17 protein-coding genes are annotated in these 26,889 nt (G+C 46.9%); 10 read left to right on the top strand and 7 right to left on the bottom strand.

What is annotated here, in order from left to right; genetic code table 11:
• Positions 1 to 7: 7 nt before the first annotated feature.
• On the bottom strand, positions 8 to 3,310 hold the full coding sequence (locus DB398_RS06925) for a SusC/RagA family TonB-linked outer membrane protein (protein ID WP_108423667.1): 3,303 nt from the start codon (positions 3,308 to 3,310) through the stop codon (positions 8 to 10).
• Between the two features lie 187 nt (positions 3,311 to 3,497).
• Here DB398_RS06925 and DB398_RS06920 point away from each other — a divergent pair, with 187 nt between their 5' ends.
• The 10 genes from DB398_RS06920 (at position 3,498) to DB398_RS06875 (ending at position 16,415) form a co-directional block, all read left to right on the top strand.
• Positions 3,498 to 5,138, top strand: a complete 1,641-nt coding sequence (locus tag DB398_RS06920; RefSeq protein WP_108423666.1) for a glycerol-3-phosphate dehydrogenase/oxidase — start codon at positions 3,498 to 3,500, stop codon at positions 5,136 to 5,138.
• A gap of 28 nt (positions 5,139 to 5,166) precedes the next feature.
• On the top strand, positions 5,167 to 6,660 hold the full coding sequence (glpK, locus tag DB398_RS06915; RefSeq protein WP_108423665.1) for a glycerol kinase GlpK: 1,494 nt from the start codon (positions 5,167 to 5,169) through the stop codon (positions 6,658 to 6,660).
• Between the two features lie 12 nt (positions 6,661 to 6,672).
• Positions 6,673 to 7,407 (top strand): MIP/aquaporin family protein, encoded by a 735-nt coding sequence (locus DB398_RS06910; RefSeq protein WP_108423664.1) that lies wholly within the window; start codon positions 6,673 to 6,675, stop codon positions 7,405 to 7,407.
• Between the two features lie 190 nt (positions 7,408 to 7,597).
• Positions 7,598 to 8,326, top strand: a complete 729-nt coding sequence (locus DB398_RS06905; protein WP_108423663.1) for a hypothetical protein — start codon at positions 7,598 to 7,600, stop codon at positions 8,324 to 8,326.
• Between the two features lie 30 nt (positions 8,327 to 8,356).
• Positions 8,357 to 11,218: a CHAT domain-containing protein gene (locus DB398_RS06900; RefSeq protein ID WP_108423662.1), complete on the top strand. Its 2,862-nt coding sequence runs from the start codon at positions 8,357 to 8,359 to the stop codon at positions 11,216 to 11,218.
• A 25-nt stretch (positions 11,219 to 11,243) separates the two neighbouring features.
• Positions 11,244 to 12,257, top strand: a complete 1,014-nt coding sequence (locus tag DB398_RS06895) for a hypothetical protein (protein ID WP_108423661.1) — start codon at positions 11,244 to 11,246, stop codon at positions 12,255 to 12,257.
• A gap of 25 nt (positions 12,258 to 12,282) precedes the next feature.
• Positions 12,283 to 12,621, top strand: coding sequence for a hypothetical protein (locus DB398_RS06890; protein WP_159076339.1), 339 nt, complete (start codon positions 12,283 to 12,285; stop codon positions 12,619 to 12,621).
• Positions 12,622 to 12,727: 106 nt separating this feature from the next.
• Positions 12,728 to 13,726, top strand: a complete 999-nt coding sequence (locus DB398_RS06885) for a hypothetical protein (RefSeq protein ID WP_108423659.1) — start codon at positions 12,728 to 12,730, stop codon at positions 13,724 to 13,726.
• Between the two features lie 51 nt (positions 13,727 to 13,777).
• The gene (locus tag DB398_RS06880) at positions 13,778 to 15,742 is read left to right on the top strand and encodes a tetratricopeptide repeat-containing sensor histidine kinase (protein WP_108423658.1); all 1,965 of its coding nucleotides are present in this window, start codon (positions 13,778 to 13,780) and stop codon (positions 15,740 to 15,742) included.
• A 16-nt stretch (positions 15,743 to 15,758) separates the two neighbouring features.
• Complete coding sequence (locus DB398_RS06875; RefSeq protein ID WP_108423657.1) at positions 15,759 to 16,415, top strand: response regulator; 657 nt, start codon at positions 15,759 to 15,761, stop codon at positions 16,413 to 16,415.
• A 101-nt stretch (positions 16,416 to 16,516) separates the two neighbouring features.
• On the opposite strand, the gene DB398_RS06870 is transcribed toward DB398_RS06875, so the two are convergent.
• From DB398_RS06870 to fucP, 6 genes are all read right to left on the bottom strand, one after another.
• Positions 16,517 to 18,616: a glycoside hydrolase family 88 protein gene (locus DB398_RS06870; RefSeq protein WP_199913363.1), complete on the bottom strand. Its 2,100-nt coding sequence runs from the start codon at positions 18,614 to 18,616 to the stop codon at positions 16,517 to 16,519.
• Positions 18,617 to 18,647: 31 nt separating this feature from the next.
• Positions 18,648 to 19,838 (bottom strand): glycoside hydrolase family 172 protein, encoded by a 1,191-nt coding sequence (locus DB398_RS06865; protein WP_108423845.1) that lies wholly within the window; start codon positions 19,836 to 19,838, stop codon positions 18,648 to 18,650.
• Between the two features lie 269 nt (positions 19,839 to 20,107).
• The gene (locus tag DB398_RS06860) at positions 20,108 to 21,202 is read right to left on the bottom strand and encodes a GTP-binding protein (protein WP_108423656.1); all 1,095 of its coding nucleotides are present in this window, start codon (positions 21,200 to 21,202) and stop codon (positions 20,108 to 20,110) included.
• Positions 21,203 to 21,227: 25 nt separating this feature from the next.
• Positions 21,228 to 23,855 carry a GH116 family glycosyl hydrolase gene (locus DB398_RS06855; protein WP_108423655.1) on the bottom strand — a complete coding sequence of 876 codons (2,628 nt, stop codon included), beginning with the start codon at positions 23,853 to 23,855 and terminating at the stop codon, positions 21,228 to 21,230.
• 2 nt (positions 23,856 to 23,857) lie between these two features.
• Entirely contained in the window at positions 23,858 to 25,564 is a 1,707-nt protein-coding gene (locus DB398_RS06850) for a ribulokinase (RefSeq protein WP_108423654.1), read from the bottom strand.
• 28 nt (positions 25,565 to 25,592) lie between these two features.
• Positions 25,593 to 26,885 (bottom strand): L-fucose:H+ symporter permease, encoded by a 1,293-nt coding sequence (gene fucP, locus DB398_RS06845; RefSeq protein ID WP_108423653.1) that lies wholly within the window; start codon positions 26,883 to 26,885, stop codon positions 25,593 to 25,595.
• Positions 26,886 to 26,889 lie beyond the last annotated feature (4 nt).

The following is a 26,889-nucleotide window of genomic DNA, read 5'->3' as shown; positions in this document are numbered from 1 at the left end:
TTTATGATTAGAATGAAAGTTTAACATTTAGACCGTATGTGCGGGTCATTGGAAAGGTTACGGATTCGATACCCATCATGATGTTGGATCCGTTCAACATCCCTGTTTCAGGGTCGTATTGAGGGAAATCGGTCCAACAAAACACATTGGTCGCAAAGATTCCGAAGCTCATGTCTTGAAAGATGCCGGTACTCTCCATTATTTTTCGCGGCATCTGATAATCAAGTCGTAGTTCCCTCAACTTCAAGAAGTCTGTGCTGAAGGTGTTCATCTCGGTATTGTTCCTGTTCCAGATGTAGGCGTTGTAATAGGTTTGGATGTTTTCCGTCACCGTTGTGTTCTTGGTATAGGTAACAGTGCCGTCCGTGTTTTCTACTACATTGACACCTTTATGGACCAATCCGTCATACCGACCTTCCAAGGAGTTTTTGAGTTTTCCTTGATAGGAAAGGGCGAAATTGGTCACAGAATAAGCGCTTCCCCCCATCTGTGCTGAAAAAGATGCGGATAGGGAAAGGTTCTTGTATCTGAAACGTTGCGTCATTCCTCCCCTCCAATCGGGGTTTACTTTGGCAATTTCACGGTCTGGGGATTCATCCAGGACAGGGTATCCTTGGGAGTTTACAATGTGCATCCCGGAAGCATCAACTGTTTCCCCATTTTCATCGATATAAGTGGCTCCTTCTGGTGCTCTTTGAAATCCACGGCCATAGATGTTGTGCATTTCCCCGCCCAAATAGGAGTAGACGTAGACCCTGCCGCCGATGGTCGTACCCATATCGGTCTGTAGCGGTTCCTCGGGGTCCCAACCTTCCTGCAAGCTTACCAAGGTGTTGTTGTTCTTGGACCAGTTGGCATCAAATGACCATTCAAAATCCTTGGTACGTATGGGTACAAATCGGGCAGCGATTTCAATACCTTCATTGGTAATTTCCCCGGCATTGATGATTCTGCCGGTCGCACCGGTAATTTGGTCCACATTAACAGACACAATCTGGTCTGTGGTAGAGGAATAATATTTTGTGATGTCAAAGGACAATCGATTTTTGAAGAACTTGGCCTCAAGTCCCACTTCCCAACTTTCGATATTCTCAGGTTTGATGAGTGGGTTCCGGATAGTTCCTGGTAGCACATAACCGCCGGGAAAAGAAGTGTTTCCGTAGGGTTGTGTCAAGGAATAAGCGCCGGTATCGTTACCTACGTTGGCCCATGAAAAACGCAACTTGGTGAAATCTATCCAAGGGGCATTGGTCTGGAAGTCAAGGACTTTGTCAACAAGGACACTTGCTGCCACAGAAGGATAGAAGAACGACCAATTGCCTGGGGACAAGGTGCTGGACCAGTCATTACGTGCGGTAACATCCAAAAAGTAAGTATCGTCCCAGCCCAAAGACAACATGCCGTAAAAACTGTTCACGACCTTTTTGCTCCTGTAATTATAGTTGTCCGGATTGACCCCTGTGGGCAAGTTGGTGGTGTGGTAGATACCTTCCTCACCCAACTGTTCCAAGGTGATCCTGCTGTTATAATATTCGTTCACCCTGTTGTTTCCACCCACAAAGGCAGAGAGAGTGAACTTTCCATCAGCCATGTCGTTGTTCTCATAACGCAGCATGAAGTCGTTGTTGTTCTCCAAATAACGTACGGTCTGTTCCCTGTAAAAACCATTTGGATAGTCGGTTGTGTAAAAAGGCCTACGTTGGGTCCTGAACTCCGTGGACCAGTCCAGACCTGAGCGTAGGTCCAATGATAGGCCGTGCCCAAGGTCAAAGTTTAGGCCAATGTTCCCGAACACCCTGTTTTTATCATGGGCGCTAAGGGCCTCATACAGGGTACGGTAGGGATTGTATGAATTTGCGGAAGGAAATACCAGACCTTGTCCATTTTCTCCCTGTGCAGACCAATTCACGAAATTGTATCGGCCATCAAAGTATTCGTTTTTCCAATCGTCGATACTGTTTACGTTGAAACCCCAGATCAAGGCATACATGGGATTGGATTCATCATAACCGCCCCCGGGCATGTTGTCACTTCTCTTTCGGTAGTAATTGACCTTGGAATTCATGGAGATCCAGTCATTGATCGGTGTATTGAACGCCAGGGATACCGATTGACGGTCAAACCCGGTGTTGGGCATGATCCAATCGTTTTTGAAATCGGTAATGGAAAGTCTGCTGGAAGTTCCTTCGCCATTGTTTCCATTGATGCTCACAGTATTGATGGTAGTGACGCCTGTTTGGAAAAGGCCGGTATACCAATCGTCTTGATACACCCAGGGCAACTTGGAGAAAGTACCCGTTTCCCAGTTCTTGGAGGCATATAGGTAGCGCATTTTGTTTGGGTCGAACCTTTCTCCGAAAGTATATCTGGAGTAATTTCTATTGGTGGCAACTCCATCGGGAGCCATGTCTTCTGTCAAATCCCAAAGGGAATAGGGTTGTTCGCCCATATCGGAACCATTTCCATATTCGGTTTGGAAATCGGGGAAGAACCCGGCTTGTTCAAAGCTGACGGTGGTATTGATGGTGATCCCCAGTCCCTTTCCTTTCTTGCCAGACTTGGTCGTTATCATGATGGCCCCATTCGCTGCCCGCGAGCCATAAAGGGCCGCTGCGGCCGGACCTTTCAATACTGATACGGACTCTATATCCTCAGGGTTGATATCGCTCAGTCCATCACCAAAATCCACGGGGGCATCGGCTTGGGCATAGTTACTTACGGCACGGGTGGCTGTCATACCTGAGCTGATGGGAACCCCATCCACTACAATAAGGGCCTCGTTGCCACCATAGTTCAATGACTGATCACCCCTTAGAGTGACACGGATGGAACCGCTGGGTCCTGATCCCGCTTGGGCAAAGAACAGCCCCGGAACCTTACCGGACATGCCGTTCATCCAGTTGCCGGACACGGATTTTGTCATTTCCTCCCCTTCAACCTTTGCAACGGCATATCCCAAAGACTTTTCCTCACGGGTGATATTGAGTGCGGTGACCACCACTTCATCCAGCTCGCTGGCATCCTCCTCCATGGTGATTTCTTGAAAGGAACCTGCCCTTGCAGAAACCTCACTGGGCTTGTAACCTACATAGGAAACTTCAAGAACGACCTGGTTTTTGGTAGGGGTCAAGCTAAACTGTCCATCAAAATCGGAAACAACACCATTGGTAGTGCCTTGTTCAACTATCGAAGCTCCAGGAAGGGGAACTCCGGCTTGGTCGGTCACTACACCCTTGATTTGATTTTCTTGGGACCAAGCGCAGAAATAGAGCAAGAAACACAAGAGCGAATACACATAACTTTTTTTCATTGGATTCCTAAAATTTAGTTTTAGTTGTTGGTTTTTTAAAAACTTAAGACAATATTAACGATTACGAAAGTAACAAAAAAAAATAAAAACAAATAGTATTTCGACATTTTACGGAATTTTTTTTGCATTTCTGTTATTTTAACGTTGTCTTTGTGTTACATTTGTTTCGATTTATTTCTAATTATACATGAAAAAAGAACCAAAGGAAACTTTCTTTGACCGAAGTCAATTGTTGGAAAAAATAGAAAACGAACAGCAAGTATGGGATGTTCTGATCATTGGCGGAGGGGCTACCGGACTTGGAGTGGCACTCGATGCCAGCTCACGTGGTTTGAAGACCGTACTCTTTGAACAGTCCGATTTTGCCAAGGGAACTTCAAGTCGCAGTACCAAATTGGCGCACGGAGGGGTCCGTTACTTGGCCCAAGGAAACATTAAGTTGGTGTTCGAAGCCTTGCACGAACGCGGCCTTATGCTAAAGAATGCCCCCCATTTGGTCAACCCCTTGTCCTTTATCATTCCTAGTTATCGCTGGTGGGAAAAATATTTTTACGGTTTCGGTTTGAAGATATATGACTGGATGGCCCGAAAGTTCAGGATGGGGAACACCTCCTTGCTCAAGCGGAACACCTTGCTAAAACAGATGGACAATTTGAACCCAAAGAAATTGAATGGAGGTGTGCAGTATTATGACGGACAGTTCGATGATGCCCGTTTGGCCGTCAATTTGGCACAGACCAGTATTGAACAAGGAGGGGTGCTGCTCAATTACATGAAAGTAGATCAGTTGAAAAAGGATGCAGAGGGCAAGGTAAATGGTGTAGTGGTCATCGATGTGGAAACAGGGAAGGCCTACGATGTACAGGCCAAGGTTGTCATCAATGCCACAGGAGTCTTTGTGGATGATATTCTAAAAATGGACAACCCTGAAGCGAATACGCTATTGAAAGTAAGCCAAGGGATCCACTTGGTATTGCCCCAATCCTTTCTTAAGAGTGAACATGCCCTAATGATCCCGGCCACTTCCGATGGTAGGGTACTTTTTGCCGTTCCTTGGCATGGACATCTTTTGGTGGGCACCACCGATACCCCTTTAGATCGACATCAATTGGAACCAAAACCCCTACGGGAAGAAATCGATTTCATTTTGGACACCCTCAAGGACTATCTGAAAGAAGTGCCTACGGAAGATGATGTACTCAGTGTATTTGTTGGCCTCAGGCCCCTGGTGCTTCCAGAAAACAAGGAAGTGGGTACCAAGGAAATTTCCCGGGACCACAAACTCAAGGTCACTGCTTCCCAATTGATCACCATTACAGGAGGAAAGTGGACCACTTACAGGAAAATGGCAGAGGACACGGTGGATGAGGCCATAGCAGTGGGTGGTCTGTCAACGGGCCCATGCCAGACGAAGGCCTTGAAGATACATGGGTATTCCAATGCACCGGTTGAAGATGGAGCTTTGGCTTTTTATGGCTCCGATGCGAAAGGCATTGCCCAACTCAAAAAGGAGGATCCAGATTTGGATTATCAATTGCACCCTGATTTTTCCTTTACCGCAGCGGAAGTGGTATGGGCGGTCCGCTATGAAATGGCCCGAACGGTCGATGATATATTGGCCCGCCGATTGCGCATCCTGTTCCTAAATGCCAAGGCAGCCATGAAATTGGCCCCAATGGTCGCCGGTATCATGGCCGAAGAAATGGACAAGGACAAGGATTGGGTGGACGGACAAATACAGGATTTCCAAAGTATTGCGAAAAATTATCTTGTGAATCCCATGCCGGGTAAGGTTTTGGCCTCCGGGAGATTACAAAAGGTTGAATAGAACATACGCACATAAATAACAAACAAACATGTCAAACTATATTCTCGCCCTTGACCAGGGCACCACAAGTTCACGGGCTTTGATCTTTGACCGGAATGGAAAGACCATCAGCATTGCCCAAAAAGAGTTTAGGCAGATATTCCCCAAACCAGGATGGGTGGAACATGATGCCAATGAAATCCTATCATCACAAATTGGAGTGGCTGCCGAAGTGATCTCCCTGTCCAAGATCAAAACAGACGATTTGGCCGCCATAGGGATAACCAACCAAAGGGAAACCACGGTTGTTTGGGACAGGACAACGGGTGAGCCCATTTACAATGCCATTGTGTGGCAGGATAGGCGGACATCCGACTATTGTGATGAGCTCATTGCCCAAGGCCACGAACCCATGATCAGGGAAAAGACCGGTCTGGTGATCGATGCCTATTTTGTGGCGACTAAGGTAAAATGGATCTTGGATCATGTGGAAGGTGCCCGTGAAAAAGCGGAAGCAGGGCAATTGGCCCTTGGTACCATCGACTCTTGGTTGATATGGAACTTCACCCAAGGTGAAAAACATATCACCGACAGCACCAATGCCTCAAGATACCTTTTGTACAACATCCACACCCTTTCGTGGGATGATGAGTTGTTGGAACTTTTCGGCATTCCAAAAAATATGCTGCCTGAAGTATGTGATTCCAGTGGCGCTTTGGCCACCACCTCAGGGGCCATATTCTCTAGAAAAATACCCATAACGGGTGTAGCGGGAGATCAGCATGCTGCCTTGTTCGGGCAAATGTGTACCGAACCCGGAATGGTGAAGAATACCTATGGAACAGGTTGTTTTATGTTGATGAACATCGGGGACAAGCCCATCATTTCCAAGAACAAGCTGCTCACCACCCTCGCCTGGAAGATAGGGGATGAGGTGGTATATGCCTTGGAAGGTAGCATCTTTATTGCCGGGGCCGTGGTGCAATGGTTGAGGGACGGATTGGGGATCATCCATTCCGCTCCAGAAATCGAAGAATTGATGGACAATACCGAGGATAATGGCGGCGTCAGTTTTGTTCCTGCCTTTACCGGGTTGGGGGCACCCCATTGGGACCAACATGCCCGTGGAACCATTGTGGGCATAACTAGGGGGACCACTTCGGGCCATATTGCCCGTGCGGCCTTGGAAAGCATTGCCTTTCAGACCTATGATGTGCTGAAAGCCATGGAAGCGGATGCGGACATTGAGATCAAGGAGCTTCGGGTCGATGGCGGGGCCACCGCCAATCGTTTTTTGATGCAATTCCAATCCGATGTATTGCAATGTGGTATCGTAAAACCGGAAACTTCGGAGATTACGGCCTTGGGGGCCGCCTATTTGGCAGGATTGGGCATTGGTTTGTGGGACGATGTGGAGCAGATCAAAAGGCAATGGAACGTAAAAACTGAATTTAAGCCCAATGATGATTTTAAAGTCAAGGAGAGCGTTGGGCAATGGCACAGGGCCATCAATACCACCAGTTACTGGTCTAACAATAAGTAAAACGATATTCAAATGACAGCATTTATAGCAGAGGTCATCGGGACTTTTTTTCTGATCCTCATGGGTAATGGGGTAGTGGCCAATGTGGTCCTACAGGATACCAAAGGAAACAATAGTGGCTGGATCGTGATCACCACGGGTTGGGCCTTGGCAGTTTTTATCGGTGTGGTCGTGGCAGGACCCTATAGTGGGGCCCACCTCAATCCCGCCGTTTCCATTGGCTTGGCCATCGCAGGTAAATTTTCATGGGAATCGGTGCCCTCCTACATCTTGGCCCAAATGCTAGGGGCGATGTTGGGAGCTTTCATGGTTTGGGCCTTGTACCGCAACCATTACCGCAGAACAGATGACGCCGGAGGCAAAAGGGCCACTTTTTGTACAGCACCGGCCATCAGGGATTGGCCATCCAATTTATTGAGTGAGCTAGTGGGCACCTTTGCCCTCATTTTTGTCATCTTTTACTTCAGTGATCCCCTTTTGGGTGAAGGAGATGCCCAAGTGCCCATGGGAATGGGGTCTTTGGGAGCTGTTCCCGTATCCCTTTTGGTATTCGTGATAGGACTTGCCCTTGGTGGCACCACGGGCTATGCCATCAATCCGGCACGTGACCTCGCCCCGAGGATCGTACATGCCCTGCTTCCCATCCAAAAGAAGGAAGGGAGTGATTGGGGCTATTCTTGGGTTCCGGTAATAGGCCCGATTATGGGTTGTGCCCTAGCGGCACTTTTATATGGGATTTTGTCCTGAGCATAACACATTATTATTTGAATCAAATTCAGCCGATATAAACTATCGGCTGTTTTGTTTTTATGTGTTTCGTATTCCTATTTCCATTTCTTCGGAAAGAAGTTGTCCAACAGATATACGTCAATTGCCGTATTGAGCCACTTCCCATTTCCCATTAGGTTTGTGCAATAACCATTTAACAACCGATACCATGGGAAAATTGAAATTGATCTTGGCCTTTGTAGCGCTTTCAACCTTCGCCACATCTGCCCAACAAAGCATAAAATGTGTCAAAGGCGATTGCGAAAACGGATATGGTTTTGCAACACTTTCGGAAGGCAACAAGGAAACTGGCTATCAGGTCGGTTTCCACGAAAATCAGCTTTTGCAGGGAATAGGAAATCAGACCGGGGACTTTGGCAAGTATTGGGGCAAGTTCAAAAATGGAAAGAAAGAAGGTTTCTTCAGTTATGAGAGCGAAGGAAATATGTATGCCTTTGGGTTGTTCGTGGATGGAAAACGGGAAGGATTGCATGTGATCAGGAACAAAGCAGGCTATGACTTCAGGGATTACCAAAATGACAAACATGTCAGCAACAGTCCATTGGTGACCACAGGCATTTCACCATGTGTGATGGGCAACTGCGAAAATGGCAACGGAGTCAAGGTCAATGGCAACGATGCCGTTTACAGCAATTGGAAAAATGGACAAAAGAACGGGATGACCATGGAATTTTTGATGTCCGCAAACAAGATAATCTTTGCGGAATACCGTGAAGGAACCATGGATGGCCTCCAAATGATTTGGCATTTTGATGGAAGCAAGGAAATCATGCAAATGCAAAATGGCACCATAAGCGGGCAATACCTCAAAAAGAACCAGAACAACACCCACGAGGCCGCCATCTACAAGGACGGTCAATTGACAACATCTTTATAGTCTTTCCAAACATCACTTTAAAAGCATACCATGCGAAACTTTATATTGGTGGCGTTCCTTTGCGCCCATGCCCTAAGTTGGTCACAAGTGACCATCCCACCGAACGATCCCAAATCACATCCCAGCTATGCTGCCTTTTTGGAAGCAGGCAGGTCAAAGAATACCAATGCACGGTTGGTATCCGCAGGGGAACTGTTGGAAACCTACCCTGAAAATTCCAAAGCCTTTGGTTGGGTGGCCAGTGCCCTATACGGCAGCAACAAACCTGACGATGCGGTAATGTTCTCGAAATGGGCGATGGCCTTTGACAGCTACAATCCTGAGACCGGTTTCGATGGATTTATGTATGCCATATTTGCCAATAGGTCAACTGAGGCCAAACTCTTTTTGGAAAACATGCAGACCGTGGGCCAAGATCAGGCAACCATGCAACGGGACAAACAGGCATTGAGCGGTTATGTGAACTCTTTGGCCAATTATCCCCACTTATTGGGAACGGTACAAAGGGCCAAGGAAATGCTTTCCAACTATGAAGAACAGAGCATGGTTCGGGCCAAGGCCACTTTTGAAAGCCTGGGCTCAAGTCTAGGCGCCACCTATGAAGGTATTGCCCAGAATGCGACCGCAGAAAAAATACTGGCCGATTGGGTAAATGCCGGAAAAATGGTGGAAGAGGGGAAAATCTCGAGGGCATTATATGTCGATGCCCTGACCTATATGGCCCAGTTGTCGGAGAAGGTCAATTTTTCCTTCGGGCAGAAATTGGAGCCCCATCTGGAAAAGATCGTTTTTGACCAAAACAACTATTTGTTGGGATCACGCTACAGGGCATTTTTAAGATTGGCCCGCGTGCAGGCCGCCCTCAAAAGATGGGATCGGGTATTGGCCTCCAGTAGTTTCATGATCGATCAGCTCAAAGGCAAGGCACCTTCCACGGCCACGTTGGCAAAAACCTATTTCTATACGGTGATGGCGCTTACCGAGCAGCAAAAATATGACGAGGCGGCCAAAATTGCAGATGGCTACGTCAATCTGTTGCCAAAGCTGAAATCGCCCGAATATGTGGCCGAAGCCTATTATGTGTTGCTGCGTGCCTATGCCTTCAACAAAGATGTGGAAAAAGGCAAGGCCATACGCAAAAAGGCCCAGGAGTTCCTAAAAATTCCTGGAATGGGAAATCAACCTTATACATCTTTTGTGACGAACGGCCTCTCCACCACGGAAAATATTCTTGGTGAGGGAGCCGTGGCCTTAACGGGAAATGCCTATAATGATGGTGTTCGGTTGATGGAGATGAAAAACTATGCGGAAGCCACCAAACAATTTGAAAAAGCCAGGGAAGAAGAAGTCAAGGTGTTGGAAGGATTGTCCATCTTGGCCCAAAGGGGTTATTTGGATAAATTTCAACGAATCAATGGAATGCTGGCGGCCTCCTATTATGAGACCCAACAGTTCGATAAGATCTATGACGTTATCGAATCCAACCGGTCCTATTCCCTTTTGAACGATAAAAGGAGCACTATAAAACAACTTCCATTGAAAGAACTTCAGGCCGTTCTGGGAGCTAATGAGGCCTACCTGTCCTTTATCGATGTTTCCAAAGGAACCACCTACGAAGGCACCTATCTGATGTGTTTGGTACGCAAGAATGACGTCACCGTAAAATACAACAGATCCGCCGGAGCCTTTGCAGATTTGTTGTCGGATGACAAGGAACTCATCGAACTGGAAAAGGAAATGGCCAAGAACGAATTTCGCCAACCCAATTTGGATTATCTGAACGGGACGAAAGCGAGAAAGCCCGGCATGTTTGCTCTAGGAGAATTCAAACTGATGACCCAATACCTTCGCAAACATATGGAGGCCAAGGTGGTGGATGGGCAGTATGTGTACTTTCAAAAAGAGAAGATGCCGGACCTGCTCCGCCGATTCTATAACACTTTTATAGATGGATTGGAGGATAAATTGCAGGGCATTACCAAACTCACCATCAGTCCAGAAGGATTGACAGGCACCATTCCTTTTGATGCGTTGATCGATGGTCAGGGCCGTTACCTGGCCGAGCGTTTCGAGATGGGTTACATTCCAAATGCCTCTTTGTTGTACAGCCTCAGGAAACAGCCCAAAAAGAAGTTCGAGAAAAATGTTTTGGCCTTTGGTGGTGCCACCTATGCTCTACATTCAGCTCCCAAGGCACCTTTAAGTTCCATCGGCGACCTTGAAAAGCTGCGGTACCGAGTGCGGGAAGATCTAGAAAAAGGGCTGCCTTTGGACTATGCCTTTGCCACTTTTCAAAGTGATGAGCCCATGGGCTTTTTGGAGGGGGGAAGACATGAAGTGGTGTTGATTCAGAAAAAGGTGCCACTTACAGATACCCGCCTTGATGAGATGATGACCGAGAACGAACTCAAGAGGATGAGCCGGGACAACGAACTGGGCAAGTATAGGGCGCTCCATCTTTCCAGTCATGCCAGTGTACACCCTTATGTGTTTGATTTGAGCGCCTTCGCCATGACGGTGAAACCCACACCTGTGGATGGGGAAGATGGTATGTTGGTCGTGGGCGAAGTGGAAAAACTGAACCTTCCCATCGATTTTGTGATGCTGAGCGCCTGCCAGACCGCCTTGGGCATTGAATCGCCGGGCGATGGTATCAAGGGACTCAATCAGGCCCTTTTCAATGCAGGGGTGAGCAGCACCTTGACTTCCCTGTGGAGCGTGAGCGATTCAGGAACCATGTTTTTGAGTGTGGAACTCTATGATAGGATGTTCAACAAGAGCATGGCCACATCCGCAGCCTTGGCGCAAGTGAAGCGCAATTTTATTGCAGGGGTTTATGGGGACCAGACCCACCCTTATTTCTGGGCACCCTTCATCTATACCGGGTATTGATATCATTCTGCAAAGACCTATTTCCATGCCAGTAAAGGAGCATTTACCCCTAGAACCTGCCGACATCAAAAAACTCAGACAACAGCTGTTCGCCATGTTGGCGTTCCCTGTGGTGGTGATCGGGATGTTTCTGTTGTTCATTTCCTTTGTGTTCAAGGATTTCAAGAACAGTTTTGTAGGGGATACCGTGGTGATGTATGTGTTCATCGGTTTTTGCCTGTTCTTTTTTGGCGTCATCGCCTATATGATCGGCACCACCGCCATCGATCTGCGGCGCGGGATAAAACATCGCATCTCAGGGAGGGTAACGGACAAAAGACTCAACATACAGACCACGGGTGGTGGATCGGGAGCAGGAGGGAAAACGAGGACCACCAGACAGTATTATCTGTATCTGGATGATAAGGAGTTTTCGGTGGACTACAGGGAATATACCCAGGTAAAAGTGGGGATGGATGTGGTGATGGACCGGGCACCCAAATCCAAAAGGACGCTCAAGCTCGATATTCTTTCCCGGTCCGATGCAACAAATGACCCCCTTCCCCGTACGGATACGGATAGGTTTCTTGAAAAACGGATTCCACATACCCGCTATGCCCAAAAAGATTTTGAGGCCCTTAAAAGAATTTGGTACGCAGCGTTGAAAAGACGTTTATTCCTGGCCGCTCCGTTTGTTTCCATAGGTATTTTATTGTTGATCAGCGGTTTTTGGGGTTTTGCAGTATTTCTTTTTCCACTTTGGGCGGTTCCCTTATATCAGGCTTTTCAACTTTATAGGGTCCATAGAAATTACCGAAGAAATAAATTCAGTGCCCATAAAAAAGGAGTGGCCGCATTGGTGGAGGACAAGCTAACCATCACCTCCAACCGAAGGTCCAACTCGAACAGCATACGGACTACCCAAGGAACAATTAAGGTGAATACAGTGCTGTACGACAAGCTTTCCGTGGGAGACGGCATCACCATTTTCATGACGCAATATGGAAATATGCCCATTAGCCTGTTGACCATGGACCAAGAAGAATTTTACCTGGTATAGTGCCCTACCACCAAACCGATGACTTATGATGGGGATTGTTTTTTTATTGATTGCATTGATCGGGCCAATGGTGCTGCTTTCCACCTTTCTGTATTTCCGTTTTCCGGACGAATCGGTGGGGCGCATAGATCGTTATATTCCCCCGTTGACCTCTGCTTTGGCCACTTGGGCGTTTTGCACCGGCTGGTTGTGGTTCTATCTCTTTAACCTGTATATCAGTTTGCCGGTATTGTTGTTGGCCATCGGTCTGCAGGGATATGCCAAGTCCAAGGACCTGAACCCGAAGCTACGCCGCATCAATGCCATATTGATCTGTGCCGCATGCGGTATGGGCCTCCTCGGCTATTTTTATTTTGATGTCTGATCAGAAGGAGATGGGGGCACTTTACGGCAATTGCCGTATTGATTGCCAAAGGGTTCGGGTCTATGTTTGCTTTACTATGAAATATCAATCCAAACTTTAAAAACAAATGAAGAAAATAGCTTTTTCGATGGTACTGATCCTATTTACCATCCTTTCCGTATCTGCCCAAACTGTGGGTGAAGTAAAGATAAAGACCCTTGGTCCTGCCAATCTCAGCTATAGAAAAAGTCCCAAAAAGGTGATGATTTCTGATTTTCAGGTCAATTATCAAACGGCCCTTAGTTTGGAAGACTCCAAAAAAGGGGGCAAACTGTGGAGGGGAGGACTCAAGGGAGATGCAAAGGCGTCCCTTACGTTGGTCTTGGAAGGGCTTGATCCCAATGACCTTCAAAAATTGACGGATCAACTCTATCAGGACTATGTGGCCGATTTGAAATCCAAAGGTTTTGAGATTGCATCTATCGAAGAACTCTGGAACCACAAAGCTTATGAAAAGAATCGTGAGAGCAGATGGGAACTCACCGCGGGCCAAGGTCCGGAAAGAGGAAAGGAGTTTGGGATCATCCTTACAAGGCCTACCACCCAAAAATTTGTAGTGCCGTTCAGGACCATGGGGAAAGATGCGATACCCCTTGCAGGCTTTGCCGATTATGCAGGTAACACCGAAAACAAAGTGGTGAACCAGAAAACCGATTTCATCTTCAACAAGGTTGTTCTTGTGGTCAACGTTTTTGAGGATAGCCAAAGCGAGGTGTCCAGAACATTGAACCGACATGCCGGAAATGCAAGGGTAAAGGCAGAGACCACTTTTGTGATCAGTGAGGAAAGCAACATCAGGTTCGATATGGGCAACTTTGTCCCTAGGGGAGGAGTGGAAGTCTCCGGTGTGATGGAACGGCAAAAATTTGATGTGGCCCAAACCCCGGATAGGGACAAAATGGGAACCGATATGGGCGTGCTTCAGGTATGGAGTGTGGAACATTTGGAAAAATCCAATTTTTCCACGGTAAAGTGTGATCCCAAAAAATATTTGGAAGGTGCCGAAAAAGGGATGAATGCCTATTTGGATGCCGTTGTGGAAAAACTGGCGGACAAGGCCGATTAATTTTGAAAGGATAAGCGTCATAAGGCCCAAAAAATTATCTATTTTTAGAAAATGTCTTCGATAAAAAAACTTATTACATCCTTGACGGTATTGGTGCTGTCAGGGATGTTCCATACCACACTGAGTGCCCAAACCGTGGAGGAAGAGCTCAAAATGCTCAAAGACGCTGTGGCCAAAAAAGAGGGTGGGGAAAAAGTGCTGGCCCTTAAGGACGTCGGAATGAAGTTTCGGTCCATAAATGTGGACAGTACCAGATATTATGTGGACTTGGCTTTTAAGGAAGCAGATGCGCTGGATGACGATTATTATCGGGCAAGGATTTGGATGGTATATGGTATTCTTTCATGGGATGCTGGAAGACCTAAAGAAGCATTGGAGTATCACATGAAGGCCAAGCCCATTTTGGAAAATTCAAAGGAACACTATGTGTTGGGAAGTCTGTATACCAACATGTCCAATGCTTATGAGGCCCTTACTGAATTTGATACTGCTGTAGATTATCAGTTCAAGGCCTTGGAGAGCTTTATTGAGGGTAAGGATAGTATTTGGATCGCCGGTTCCTATTTGAATCTGGGAAACAGGTACAAGTTGATCCAAGAACCAAACCTGTCTTTGGAATACTACCTAAAGGCATTGGATATGTACCAAAAGATCGGGAACGATTATTTTGTGGCGATGAGCTATAATAATGTGGCCGGATCCTATCTTGATAAAAAGCAATATGATCAGGCCTATGAGTATGCGAGAAAATCGCTAGAAGGTTATAAGACCATTGGGGCAAGGCTTGATCAGGCCTATTCTTTTACAAGTTTAGCCTTGGCCAGTTGGGGACTTGGGAATTTTGATGCTGCGGAACTTTATTATGGTCAGGCCATTAGCCTTCAAGAAGAAAGGGGAGAGCGTTTGGCCCAGATTTCCTTAAAAAATGATTTGGCCAATATATACCTCAAACAGGGAAAAGTAAACAGGGCCGAAGAATTGGCCTTGGCTACCTATGCGGAAGCGGAGCAAATCGAATTTCTACCAGGCATTGATGTGCTTTCCAAGACTTTGTCGTTGATCTATGAAGAAAAGCCAGATTTCAAAAAGGCATATGAGTATCATCAAAAGCACAAAGCGGCAAGGGACAGTCTCTATTTTTCGGAAAAAGCACGGGAAATGCTCAACCTAAAGGAAAAGTATGAGACCGAACAAAAAGAGAACGAGATCCTTCGCCAACAGAATGAACTGGTCGAAAGCGAACTGTCCATAAAAAAGCGCAACAATATGCTGATGGGCAGCGGCGGTCTTTTGGCAATACTGTTGATCGTAGGTTTTGTGGTGTTTCGGGAGCAAAAAATAAAAGCAAGGAACATGGCGAGGGAGACAGCTCTGGAAAAGGTCATGGCCGAAGCCAAGGCACAGGAGAACCTGAAAGAACAGCGTATCCGCATTGCCCGCGACCTACACGATAATATCGGTTCGCAGCTTACCTATTTGACCTCCATCACCGATTCGGCCAAACGGGGAATCGATAAGGGGGAGGTTTTCCTTATGGAAAAGCTCACCCAAATGAAACAATTTTCCTTGGTGACCATCTCGGAACTTCGGGATACGATTTGGGCCATGAACAAGGACGAGATTGGCTTGGAGGATATCAAGGAGCGCACCCAACAATTGGCTGCGACGGTCCACGAGGCCATGGACGATAAGATATTGGTGCGAACGGAAGGGAATCCTTCTGACAAGGTGCTCAATGCCTTTGTGGGGATGAACCTGTTCCGCATCATCCAAGAATCCGTAAACAATGCAGTGAAACATTCGGGCAGTACAGAAATTGTTGTGACTTTTACGGAACAGGAGAATCAAGTGGGTATAGTGATCGAGGATTTTGGGCAAGGGTTCGATACCACAAAGGAGTCAATAGGGAACGGTCTCCAGATCATGCGCAACCGTGCCGAAAAAGCGGGCATCGATTTTAAACAGACCAGTGTGCTGGGCAAAGGCACCAAGGTGGAGCTAAAAGTGAACGTGTAAATTCAAAGACAAAACGATGGGCAAGATCAAGTTGGCAATAGTTGATGACAATACCTTTTTGGCAAGGGCCATCCATGAAAAACTTGCCGATTTTGAAGATCTGGACATCAAATACATGGTGTACAATGGCAGTGAGCTTTTGGCAAAACTGGAGAAGAGCCATAATCTGGACCTAGTGCTCATGGACATTGAAATGCCGATTTTGGACGGCATAGAGACGGTGAACATCATCAAGCAGAAATACCCGCACATCAAGGTACTCATGCTCACTGTTTTTGATAACGACGACCATATTTTCAATGCCATCCGGGCCGGGGCCGATGGTTATCTGCTGAAGGAAGTGGAAGCGGACAAACTGTATGGCGCCATCAAGGAGACCATTGGGGGCGGCGCTGCCATGAGTCCTTCCATTGCCGTAAAAACATTGCGGTTGTTGCGCTATCCCGAAAAGCAGGAAACCTTGTCCATAAAAGAAGATGTGGTCGAACTGAGTGCTCGTGAACAGGAAGTACTGGAACAATTGGCTGAGGGGCTCAGCTACACCGTCATTGCCAACCATCTGTTCCTTTCACCCAGCACGGTCCGAAAGCACATCGAGAACATCTACAAAAAGCTGCAGGTACACAACAAACTGGAGGCCGTACAAAAGGCACGGCGGCAGAGTTTGATTTGAGATTCGCTGTCATCTTGAAATAAGGTAACCATCATCCAATGAATGCTGATGAGTCCAATATGGAGTTTGCGAGGCAGAGTGTGCTACAATCCAAAAGGATTTCAGTTTTTGTTCTGTAGATTCAAAAAATAATCGCTTCCAAAATGGTCCCGAATGCGATTGTAGGCTTCGGAAGCCGCACCATTTCCCCAATCGTAAATGGTGAATTCACCAATTCCAATGCCTTTTTCATCGGTGATGCCCCCGTGGCCATAGTTCTCCATCATAAACCCATAATCCTTCTCACCAAAGAAGTTCCATTTTAGCTCCCATTGCTCCTTGGTCTTTGGGTTTTCAGGGCAGTACATCATCACAAAAGAAGCTTTTAATGCCGCCAATCCTCGTTGGGTATATTCCCCATTGTTCAGTTCTTCACCATATTTTAAGATCAACTCCGAGAAAAGGCTCTGCCGGGAATCGTTCCATTCCCCATCGGCATTCATTACGCCAAAGCCACCCAATGTTCCCACATAGAGGTAGGGTGGTTGCCATGCGGCCTGGGTCATGAGCAGTTCATCCAAAGTGCGTTGGCCCAATTGCAGGTATTTCTTATCGGCTGTGGCCCCATAACAATGCAGAAGGGCCTCCGCTGTCCAATACATGGAAAGGTTGTTCTGTTTGTACATATTGTTTCTTTCCACCTTTTTGCCCACCAAGGTTTCGGAACCATAGCGACTGCAGGACCAATAGGTTTCAAAATCCTCCCATCTTCCCGAAGGGACAATTTCCTTGGTTACGGCTTCCATGGCCTTAAGGGCCGGACCCAGATATTTTTTGTCTTGGGTCAATTCATGGAGTTTTAGAAGAAAGGTCACCGACATGGAGGTTTCCGGTGATTGGTTGAGGTGTTGCATGGGCTGAAAGGTATCCAAGGAGAGCCACCCGGGAAAGAAGCCTTCCTCATCCTGTTTTTTCAGAAGGGCATCGGCATAGGTGGTGGCATAGTGGAGCAATCTTGGGTCTTTTTCCAAGTCCTCGTACCATGTCAACATCAAATAGGCTGTCCAACTCATGTCCAAAACATGGTATGGGGCCATTTTGGGGTCCCAGGTGTATGGGTTTCTGTTGGAATTGCCAAAATAATGGCTTTTCCATCCTTTGGAACGATTGTAGGTCTGGCCATCGATGGTGACTTCCTCCATTTCGGCAGCGATCAAACCTTTGAAAAACCCTTGGTTTTGAGGAAAGGAAAGGGCCAATTCTTTCCCCATCTCCGCTTTTTCCAATAATGCGTTGTTTCCGGTGCGTCTGGCATAGCGGTACAGACCTGAAGCCGAACGCAGGGAACTGAACCAAGCTTGGTTCCAGATGGACAGGAATTCACGTTGGTCCACTTCGCCGGGGTAATTTGGACTTTGGGTCACATTGACAATGAATGCAGGAGCGCCCACCTTTTTGCCTTCAAGTTCAAACTCCTGCCAAACGGCCTCTTCCCAATTGGTAAAGGCCCAGTTATAGGTGTGCTCCACATAGGTCTCCAGATCGGTGTCCAAAGGTTGGCCGGATTCATAGAGTGGACCGCCCCATTTTTTCCAATAATAGGCCACAGGTTTTCGCCACGGGTTTTCAATGTCTTCTTGTTGGTCACTGACCATCAAGGTGAAGCCGAACTCAAGTTTTTGTGGAAGATAAACAGCTCCTTCTTTTCTTTTGTATAGAACGTGTTCTTCTACCTTATAATCGCTAAGGCCCAGCGTAAGTCTGTTTTTTGGGGCATCCAAGTCCATGTACCATTTGACAGGGCTTCCTTTTTCCAAAAGGTCAATGTCAGGCATTACCACCAGTTGTTTCCCTTCGCCGGAAACAATCAAAGCCGGGGCCCGAAAGGCATGTTGTGCAATAATATGTTCGTCCGTAGGGGTAAGGTGTGGCGACCAATGAAAATCGGGCTTGAAATTTGGGGTGATTCCCAACTGCCAATCATCCTGTCTTAACGTATCCTTGATGTCGAATTCCAAACGAACCTTGACCATGTTTTCCGATACCTTCTGTACCGTAACGATTGGCTCATAAGACCCTAAAGGGTCAACTTCTATTTGGGAAAGGAATTGTGAGACTTCTTTGGGGAACTGTTCCAAAATGGAAACTTCCCTGTCCACATCCTTGCAAGAGGATGCGAACAGGAAAGCTGTGATGGTGATGTAATAGAATAGTTTCTTCAAAACTGGGATTGGTGGTTAAAATCGGTCCGGCCTAATTCTTTTCATTTCCCCAAAGCTGACTGCCGTTGCCCATGCTTTTTCTCCAAGCGTCCCTCCAACGGTGAATATCTTGTACCGATGGGCTGGGAAGAGGGCTTCTTTCCTTCACATCTTGCATTTTTGGGAACTTTGGGAAGGGTTTGCTCTGGTACCAATAGGCAACACTGGCCAAATCCAAGGTCAGATTGTTGTTGTGGCCATGTTCGATGGTGAACTTCAAGGAAGAATCAAAACGTATAGGGTCCGTGATGTGGTAGCGGTACACGTGCGTTCTTCCAAACCAGCCCATCTCGCCATTGACCCTTGGATAACCAAAATAGGGGTGCGAATATGGTACTTTTGGACACCATGAAGTGTTGAAGTAATCCTCGGTACCGGTGCCTTGAAGTGTAGGGGAGGTGTCTCCGTCAATAAAAATCATATCATCTCCTTCGCCATACCACATTGGGGTAGGGCAGTTTACATAATAGTTTACCCCTACAAAATGGCCTTTGCCCTTGGTTTCCATGATAAGATAGTTGTCCTTTCCTGTGGTGTTCGCACCAGTTTCCCCAAGAATGGCCCATTCATTTTCACCATCAGGAAGACTTTCGGTAAGTTCATGATTATACCAAGCGTGGAAGTACAGGGTGTTTTCGGGAAGTTTGTCAACCTCTTCATAATCAATATAAAAATAGAATGCGTCCATGGTGACATCGGATTGGTTTTCAATCTCGATACGTGCCCCTGTACGGAAAGGCATCTGGAAATAACTCACAAGAGCGGCACCTTCTTTTGGCCCGGCACTTAATGGCATAGAGGCATAGTCATAGCCTTCGTCCCAACCCTGACCGAAAAAAGGCCCGATGGGTGATTCTACCGAAGGGGTTTCGCTACCATCCCAATACATCCTGATGACCACGTCATTTCTGCTCAATTCGTCTATGCGGGGGGAAATGGTAATCCAGATGTGGTTGATGATTCCTGTACCTTTTATGTCGCAAAGGTTTATCGATTGACCCGGTTCGATCATTTGTTTCATGTCCATGTTCTTTCCAGACCTGTCATAGCTGCTGATCCTTTTGCTTTTATGGCCCTTTTGGTATTGGGTGAGACCCGCAAGGTTGTTGGGGGCGATCTGGGCACTGCTGCCCAGGGCAAAGAACAATAGAATGGCTGGGGTAATCTTACTTAGTCGAATCATGTTTCTGAGGTTTAATGGGTAAATATTGTTTGGTTTGGTATTGGTCTTTATTTTGTTTGGCAATATCGGCATAATTCCAATTTGAATCTTTTCCGTTGGTTTAGAGAATTGCCGGACCAAGTGCTTGACCCGGCAAAATTCACCACTAAACAACTAATCAACTAACTAAACAACTAACTCAAATTTGTTATGACAATACATGTCCATATATTTTTCAGTGCTTGCTACAATCCGTCCGGCGGATGTGTTTGGCAACTATTCATTCTTTATTAGGTCATTGTTTCATTGAACCTATATGTTGGGTTGGGATAGCCCGGGGTCAAATGTTTTTCGGTGACAACCTCAAACCTAAACCCTTCGTTTTCAAAAATCTCAATCACATCCTGTACAATCTCATGGATCAACACATGGGAGGTCTCTGCCCTGATGTTCAAGACCATTCTGGTCGATTTGGAGTAAAAACACTCTCCCCTGACATTGATGTCATCTGCGTTAATGATATTCCCGACCATATGGGATGAACCACTTTTTAAGAATACTTTGAGGTGGTTCACATCAATCTCTTCATAATTGAACACTTGTTGGAACACCGTCAAAAGCGTTTGTCCAAACTGCATCCAATCCATTTCCTTGTCCTCTACATTCCCGATCATGAAGGTGGCATTGTACCAACCCATCATCGCTTCGCCAATCGCATAGGTCTGATAGTCAACATCGGCTATCCTATTACGGTGGGCCTGGGAGTTTAGAAAAGTGCTTCCCGCCAATTCCTCGATACCTGCTCCCGTTTTGGCCGAGATCCAATGCACGGGATGTTCCGGAAATTGGGTGTCCAGTACTTCTTGGATCTTTGCCCGGTCCTCGGTTTTCAGCAGGTCTATTTTATTGATCACAAGGTGGTCGGCTTCTTCCAATTGTTTGAGGTAAATGTAGCCAGGACCTTCCTTGGTGCTGTTTTCATCAATGATCTTCAGCAATTTGAACGGGTCCACAAGGACAAACAGTGGCGCCAAATCCAATTTCTCACTATACATGGACTGCAATGGGCGGACCAAAGTGGCGTAGAGATCTGTGCAGCTTCCAACAGGTTCTGCCAGGACAATGTCGCATTTAAGCGAAATGAGATTGTTGATGGCATTGTAAAAACCATTGAAATCACAACAAAAGCAACTACCCGATACCTCTTCCACATCAAACCCGTTGAACTCCAAAATATGGGTGTCCACAAGACCGGCCGCTTGGTCATTGGTGATCAGGCCTACCTTTTTCTTATCGGACTGCAGGAAATGGGCGGCCACGGACAACAATGTTGTCTTGCCAGCTCCCAAAAAGCCCCCGACCAGTATCAATTTTGGTTTTCCCATTTTGTTTTTCGTTCAAGTTGGGCGATTACGCCTTATATTCTTTTCCAGAAATCACGATGTTTCCGATCTCTATAGTTCCAAATTTTACATCTACAGTCGGCTTTCCATCTTTGAGGCCGATGTTTCCAAACCCAGTGGCGGTGGAAAGGAAAGATGTGAAGTCGTTTCCTATTTTGGAATCGATGAACAAGGTCTTGTCAACGGCATCATAGCGAACACCTGTCATACCTTGCAATAGTCCATAACTGGCCATGGCCCTGGCATACCAACTTCCACACTCGTATTCATTGAAGGGATTTCGGGTGTGTCCGTTATAGCGGTCGCGGCAGATGCGCACGATTTCCAATCCTTTTTCCACTTCTCCCATCAACATAAGATGTGATGCCACCTGATATTCGATACCTGTCCAAACCTCATTGCTATAGACAAAGGGAAGGGAAAGCATGCCTCCTTTGGGCCAAGAGCATAACAATAGTCCTCCTTCCTTACCAAGGGCATAGGTGGGTCGCTGCGGGTTCACGTGGTCCGTAAGGTCCTTTTTAAGGTTGTATTTGTGAACGGCAACCAAATGGCTTTTCGTTTTTTCAGTGTCCACGGGATCCTCCAAAGCACACATTCTGGCTATCCATCCACCCAATATTCCATCGGATAGACATCCTTTTCCATATTGGTATTTTGGACCTTCTTTTTTCAAAAGTTCCTTGGCTTCATCGGAATAATCCGTGCGCAATGAGGTTTCGGAGCCCTTCAAAGGGTCGGGGGCGTTGAGCCCTGTCCAAATAATATGCTGATTGAAGTATTCCCCGTCAAAGAGGTTGTTCTCCAGATATTTTTTGCCCTTCTTATACAATTGTTTGTACAGACCAATATCTTCTTTAAGAAATTCGCCCATCTTGGTGATGGCCAAAAGGGCACCGACATAAAAGCTACAACACATCCCATCGGGTCCCCAGAACTCAATGTCATAGGTGTTGTGGTGCGGTTCTTCGGTGATGCCTTTGTGTTTGGGGTCCCAGGTTTTGATACAGAAATCCATACTGTTCTTCACCATGGGATATATGGTCTTTAACCAATTGTTGTCACCACTGATGCGCCATTCCCGATATACTTTCATGATGCCTCCAAGTTGACCATCGGCGGCAGCGTGGAAAGCATGTTTGGTTGGAGAGATGGGCATGTTTGCCCTGAAGGTCTGGTGGCCTTCGGCACTTTGGCTCTCACAGAATTCGGTATGCCGAAGGGTTCTTTCCATTGCAGGAAAAAGATGGGGTATGGCTTGGGCATAGTTCCAGACGTGGGTACACGACCCTGCGCAACAACCCTCTTCATCATTACAGCCTTCCCAGCTCCATAGCCTCCCATCAAATTGACGCATCACCGTAGGTGATTTTAGAATGGTCAGGTTGGCAGCGACAGCTTCCAGTACTTCTGGGGGCAGGGTACTGTTGTAAAAGGAATCCTTGAATAGGTTGGATTTGGTCTTTAGATCATCGTAATGCTCCGACCAATAATCTACCACTTCCCCAATATTTTTAAACTTGTTGCTGTACCATGGTTTGTAGGTCTCTGATTTAGGCTCTTCGCCAACACCAAAAACTTTTGGGGAACAACAGACGCCGTCGGCGGCACAGGGCTCTTCTTCGCCAATCTCCCCGTATTTCACAGTTGATACTGGAGTATACCAGGACATCATGACCCGAACGGATTTTTCCTCACCGGGAGCCAAGGTTAGGGGTACAAAAAGGGAAGCCCCAGGTGCTCCTTCTTCCACGGGCGGATTGGACAATAGCTTTCTTTCCTTTATGGTATTCCACACCATGGTCAATGGGTCGAACCAACTTCCCCGAAACCAACAATGGTCCACTACCGTTTTTTCATTATCGGTGAAAATGGCAAAATACGATTCCAACTCGGGGTTCTCCTCGGTGCGATCTTGTGTCAATACAAATCCCTTTGGAATCCCCGTAATGCCCCCTTTGGTTTCCCAGTCTTTGACAAAGTTCCAGGAATTGTAGGAGAAAACAGCTTCAAGGGTTGTATTGCCTGTGTTTTTGAAATGGTACTCCAATGCTCCAACAGGCAGTCCGGAACTATCCTCATCATTCGGAATAAAAGGGCTCCAACCTTGAAGGGATACCTCCAAGGGTAAATCCTCATCCTTTAAAGCTATGTTGGCAAATGGAAATTTGGTCTCAAAGGAGACTTCGGCAAACCTTGGAAGACCATAGTTTGACCCAAAAGCGCCATTGGCACTCCTGGGTGGTCCGAAAAGCTTCCATTGGGGAACAGGACCTTCCAAGACTTTTGATCCATGCTCAAATCCTTTTACGGAAATGGCGGCGAACATGTTCGGCCGTTTATATATTTCTGGTTTATTGTTGATGGACATATGGGAAATGGCCCCGGTACCTTCCAAAGCAAACATGCCCGCACCCATACCGCCTATAGGAAAAGCGACCCTGTCCAGAAATGGTCCGGTGTAAGGCGCATTATACGCTTTTGGCTGGTTTTGGAATCCATTTTCCACCAGATTGGAGTGCGGTGCCCCAGATTGGGAAAACATGGACGATGGGACCATGGAGGCGCCAAGTCCCCCAATCCCTAGTTTCTTTAAAAATGACCTACGGTTTTTTTGCCTTCCTTTATTTTCCATTGTCAAATTGCGATTTCATGATTTATCAGTGTTCGGTCCACAAAACTGCCCAAAGCCTTGTACTTGTCAAAACGTTTCAGGTATAATTCGTGTTTGTGCATATCTGGGATGAATTCCTTTCCAAAACCTGAGCCCATTTGGGCCATGGCATCCTCTACTTTTGGATAGATGCCGGCCACGGTGGCCGCAAACATGGCCGCACCTAAGGCGCAGGTCTGTTCGGAGCGGTTCAATTTGATGGGCATTCCCAGAATGTCGGCCATCATTTGTACCACCAGTGGGGATTTTTGGGCAACACCACCCAAAGCAATGATGCCTTTGATGGGTATCCCTTCCTCCCTGAACCGTTCCACAATGCATTTGGAACCAAAACAGGTGGCTTCTATCAAACTTCGGTACATTCTGATGGCATCTGTCCCCAAGTTGATGTTTTGGATGGCTCCCTTAACCAACTGGTTGGCATCGGGCGTTCTTCTTCCGTTCATCCAATCCAAGGATAGTTCGGTATTTTCATCAATGGGAATACGGGCGGCTTCTTGGCCCAATTCCATCAAGATGTTGTTCTTTATTTCGTTGATCAATGCTTGGGCCGTTTCTGCATCCACAATGGTTGATTTTGGGACCAATTTTTCCAACGGCCAAGAGATCAGTTCCCGGAACCAGGAATAAATATCGCCAAAAGCAGACTGTCCGGCTTCCATCCCGGTCATGCCAGGGATGATGGAACCGTTAACTTGCCCACATATTCCATTGACCAAGATGTTTTCCATCTCGGATGTGGGTACGACCATCATATCGCAGGTGGATGTTCCCATGACCTTGCTCAGATAATAAGGCTCTATCTGGCCACCTACGGCACCCATATGGGCATCCATGGCCCCAATACCTACCAGAACATCTGTTGATAGCCCCAAAAGATCGGCCCACTTGCTGGACAATCGCCCGGCCGCTTGGTCCGATGTATAAATGGTATGGAACAATTTTTTCTTGAACCCGGCGAGCAAAGGATCCAGCGTTGCCAAGAATTCCTCAGGAGGTAGGCCTCCAAATTCTTCGGCCCAAAGTGCCTTGTGTCCCGCAACGCATACATTTCTTTTGATATCCTGAACGTTATCCCCTCCCGTGAGCAGGAACGGTATCCAATCACTGTGTTCCACCCAAGAACAGCAAGCTTCCTTGACTTCAGTGTCCTTTCTGAGGACATGGAGCAGTTTGGCCCAGAACCATTCGGAGGAATAGGTGCCCCCTACATATTTTAGGTAATCGGTTTGAAAATTTTTGGCGTGCTCGTTTATTTCCGATGCTTCCTTGATGGCGGAATGGTCTTTCCAAAGGAAGAACATCGCATTTGGATTGTGTTCAAATTTTGGCAGCATTGACAGGGGAGTTCCGTTTTGGTCTACCGCAATGGGGGTGGAGCCGGTCGTGGCCACGGAAATGGCCCTTACCTTATCGACCACCTCCCGGCTTACTTTCTTCAATGCGCCTTGAATGCTTTGTGTGAGCCCTTCTATATGGTCCAGTGGGTGTTGCCTGAAGATGTTCTCTGAAGCATTGCAATATTTTCCCTCGTTCCATCGGGGAAAGGCAAATTCGGATGAGGACATTTCTTCCCCTGTGTGGGCATCCACTACAATGCTTCGAACGGAATTGGTTCCGAAATCCACACCTATCACATAATCGGTCGCATTGTTTTCTATCGAGTTCATAACAGACATATCGCTGTGGCTACTAGGTTCACACTTGGAAATCTATTTTTTTTTGAATCCCAGCGTACAGCATGACGACCATAAAACAGATCAACGGTACGCTAAAGGAAATATTGATGCTGCTGGTCCAGTCCGATAGCTGGCCTTGTATGGTAGTGAGCACGGCACCTCCCAAGATGGCCATGATCAATCCGGATCCACCCAATTTGGTATCCTTGCCCAGACCCTTCATTCCCAATCCATAAATGGTGGGGAACATGAGGGACATAAACCCTGAGATCATCACAAGGCAGATAACGCCCACAATCCCTCCGGTGACCATTACGAGCAAAGTGCAAATGCCGCCGCCCACTGCGCTGATTAGAAGCAGTTTTCTGGGGGATATGTATTTCATCAGTGCTGTAAAAATGAACCGGGAAATGGAGAACAAGATCAATGAGGCCATGTAATAATTGGCCGCGTTGTCTTCGTTACTGCCCAGTTCCTGCATCACATAGCGGATGGTGAACGACCATACCCCGATTTGGGCACCCATATAAAAGAACTGTGCTATGACGGCCCAGCGGTAATTTTTTTTCTCCACCAGTCTTTTGATACTGGGCAGAAGTTTTAGGCTGGTGCCTTCATCGGAGCCCACGGGCATGTTGGTGAACTTCACTGCGATCCATATCAACAACAGGCAAAATGCGACACCTACATAGGGACCCATCACGGAGACCAGTTCTTCGGATTGGATTGCCTTCAACTGTTCCGGGGCCATATTGGCACGCTCTTCGGCACTGGAAAGGTTCAAATGCGAAAGGATAAAGATCTTGCTCAGGATCACACCTGAAATGGAACCCAAGGGGTTGAAGGATTGCGCCAAATTCAATCTTCTGGTCCCTGTTTCTTCGGATCCCATGGAAATGATATAGGGATTGGCAGAAGTTTCCAGAATGGAAAGTCCGCCCGCAAGGATGAACAATGCCCCTAAAAAATGCCCATATACCATGGTGATACTGGCCGGATAAAACAGCACAGATCCCAGAATGAACAATCCCAAACCGACCAGAACGCCAGTTTTATAGCTGTATTTCTTGATCAGGATGGCTGCAGGTAAGGCCAACAGGAAATAGGAACCGTAAAAGGCCATTTGGATCCAGGACGTTTGAAAGTCCGTCATGCTCATGATCCGCTTAAACGCCGCCAATAGGGTGTCGGTCATATTGTTGGCCAGGCCCCACCAAAAGAAAAGGCTGGTCACTAAAATAAACGGAACTGTATTTCCCGGTCGTATCAGAGGAAGTTTTTGGGCGATGTTTTTATCTAGTTGCTTGATCATGGCG

The organism is Flagellimonas amoyensis (assembly GCF_003058265.1).
GTDB lineage: Bacteria > Bacteroidota > Bacteroidia > Flavobacteriales > Flavobacteriaceae > Flagellimonas > Flagellimonas amoyensis.
Note: the sequence above shows the minus strand (reverse complement) of the source record. Positions and strands in the feature narration are given on the sequence as shown.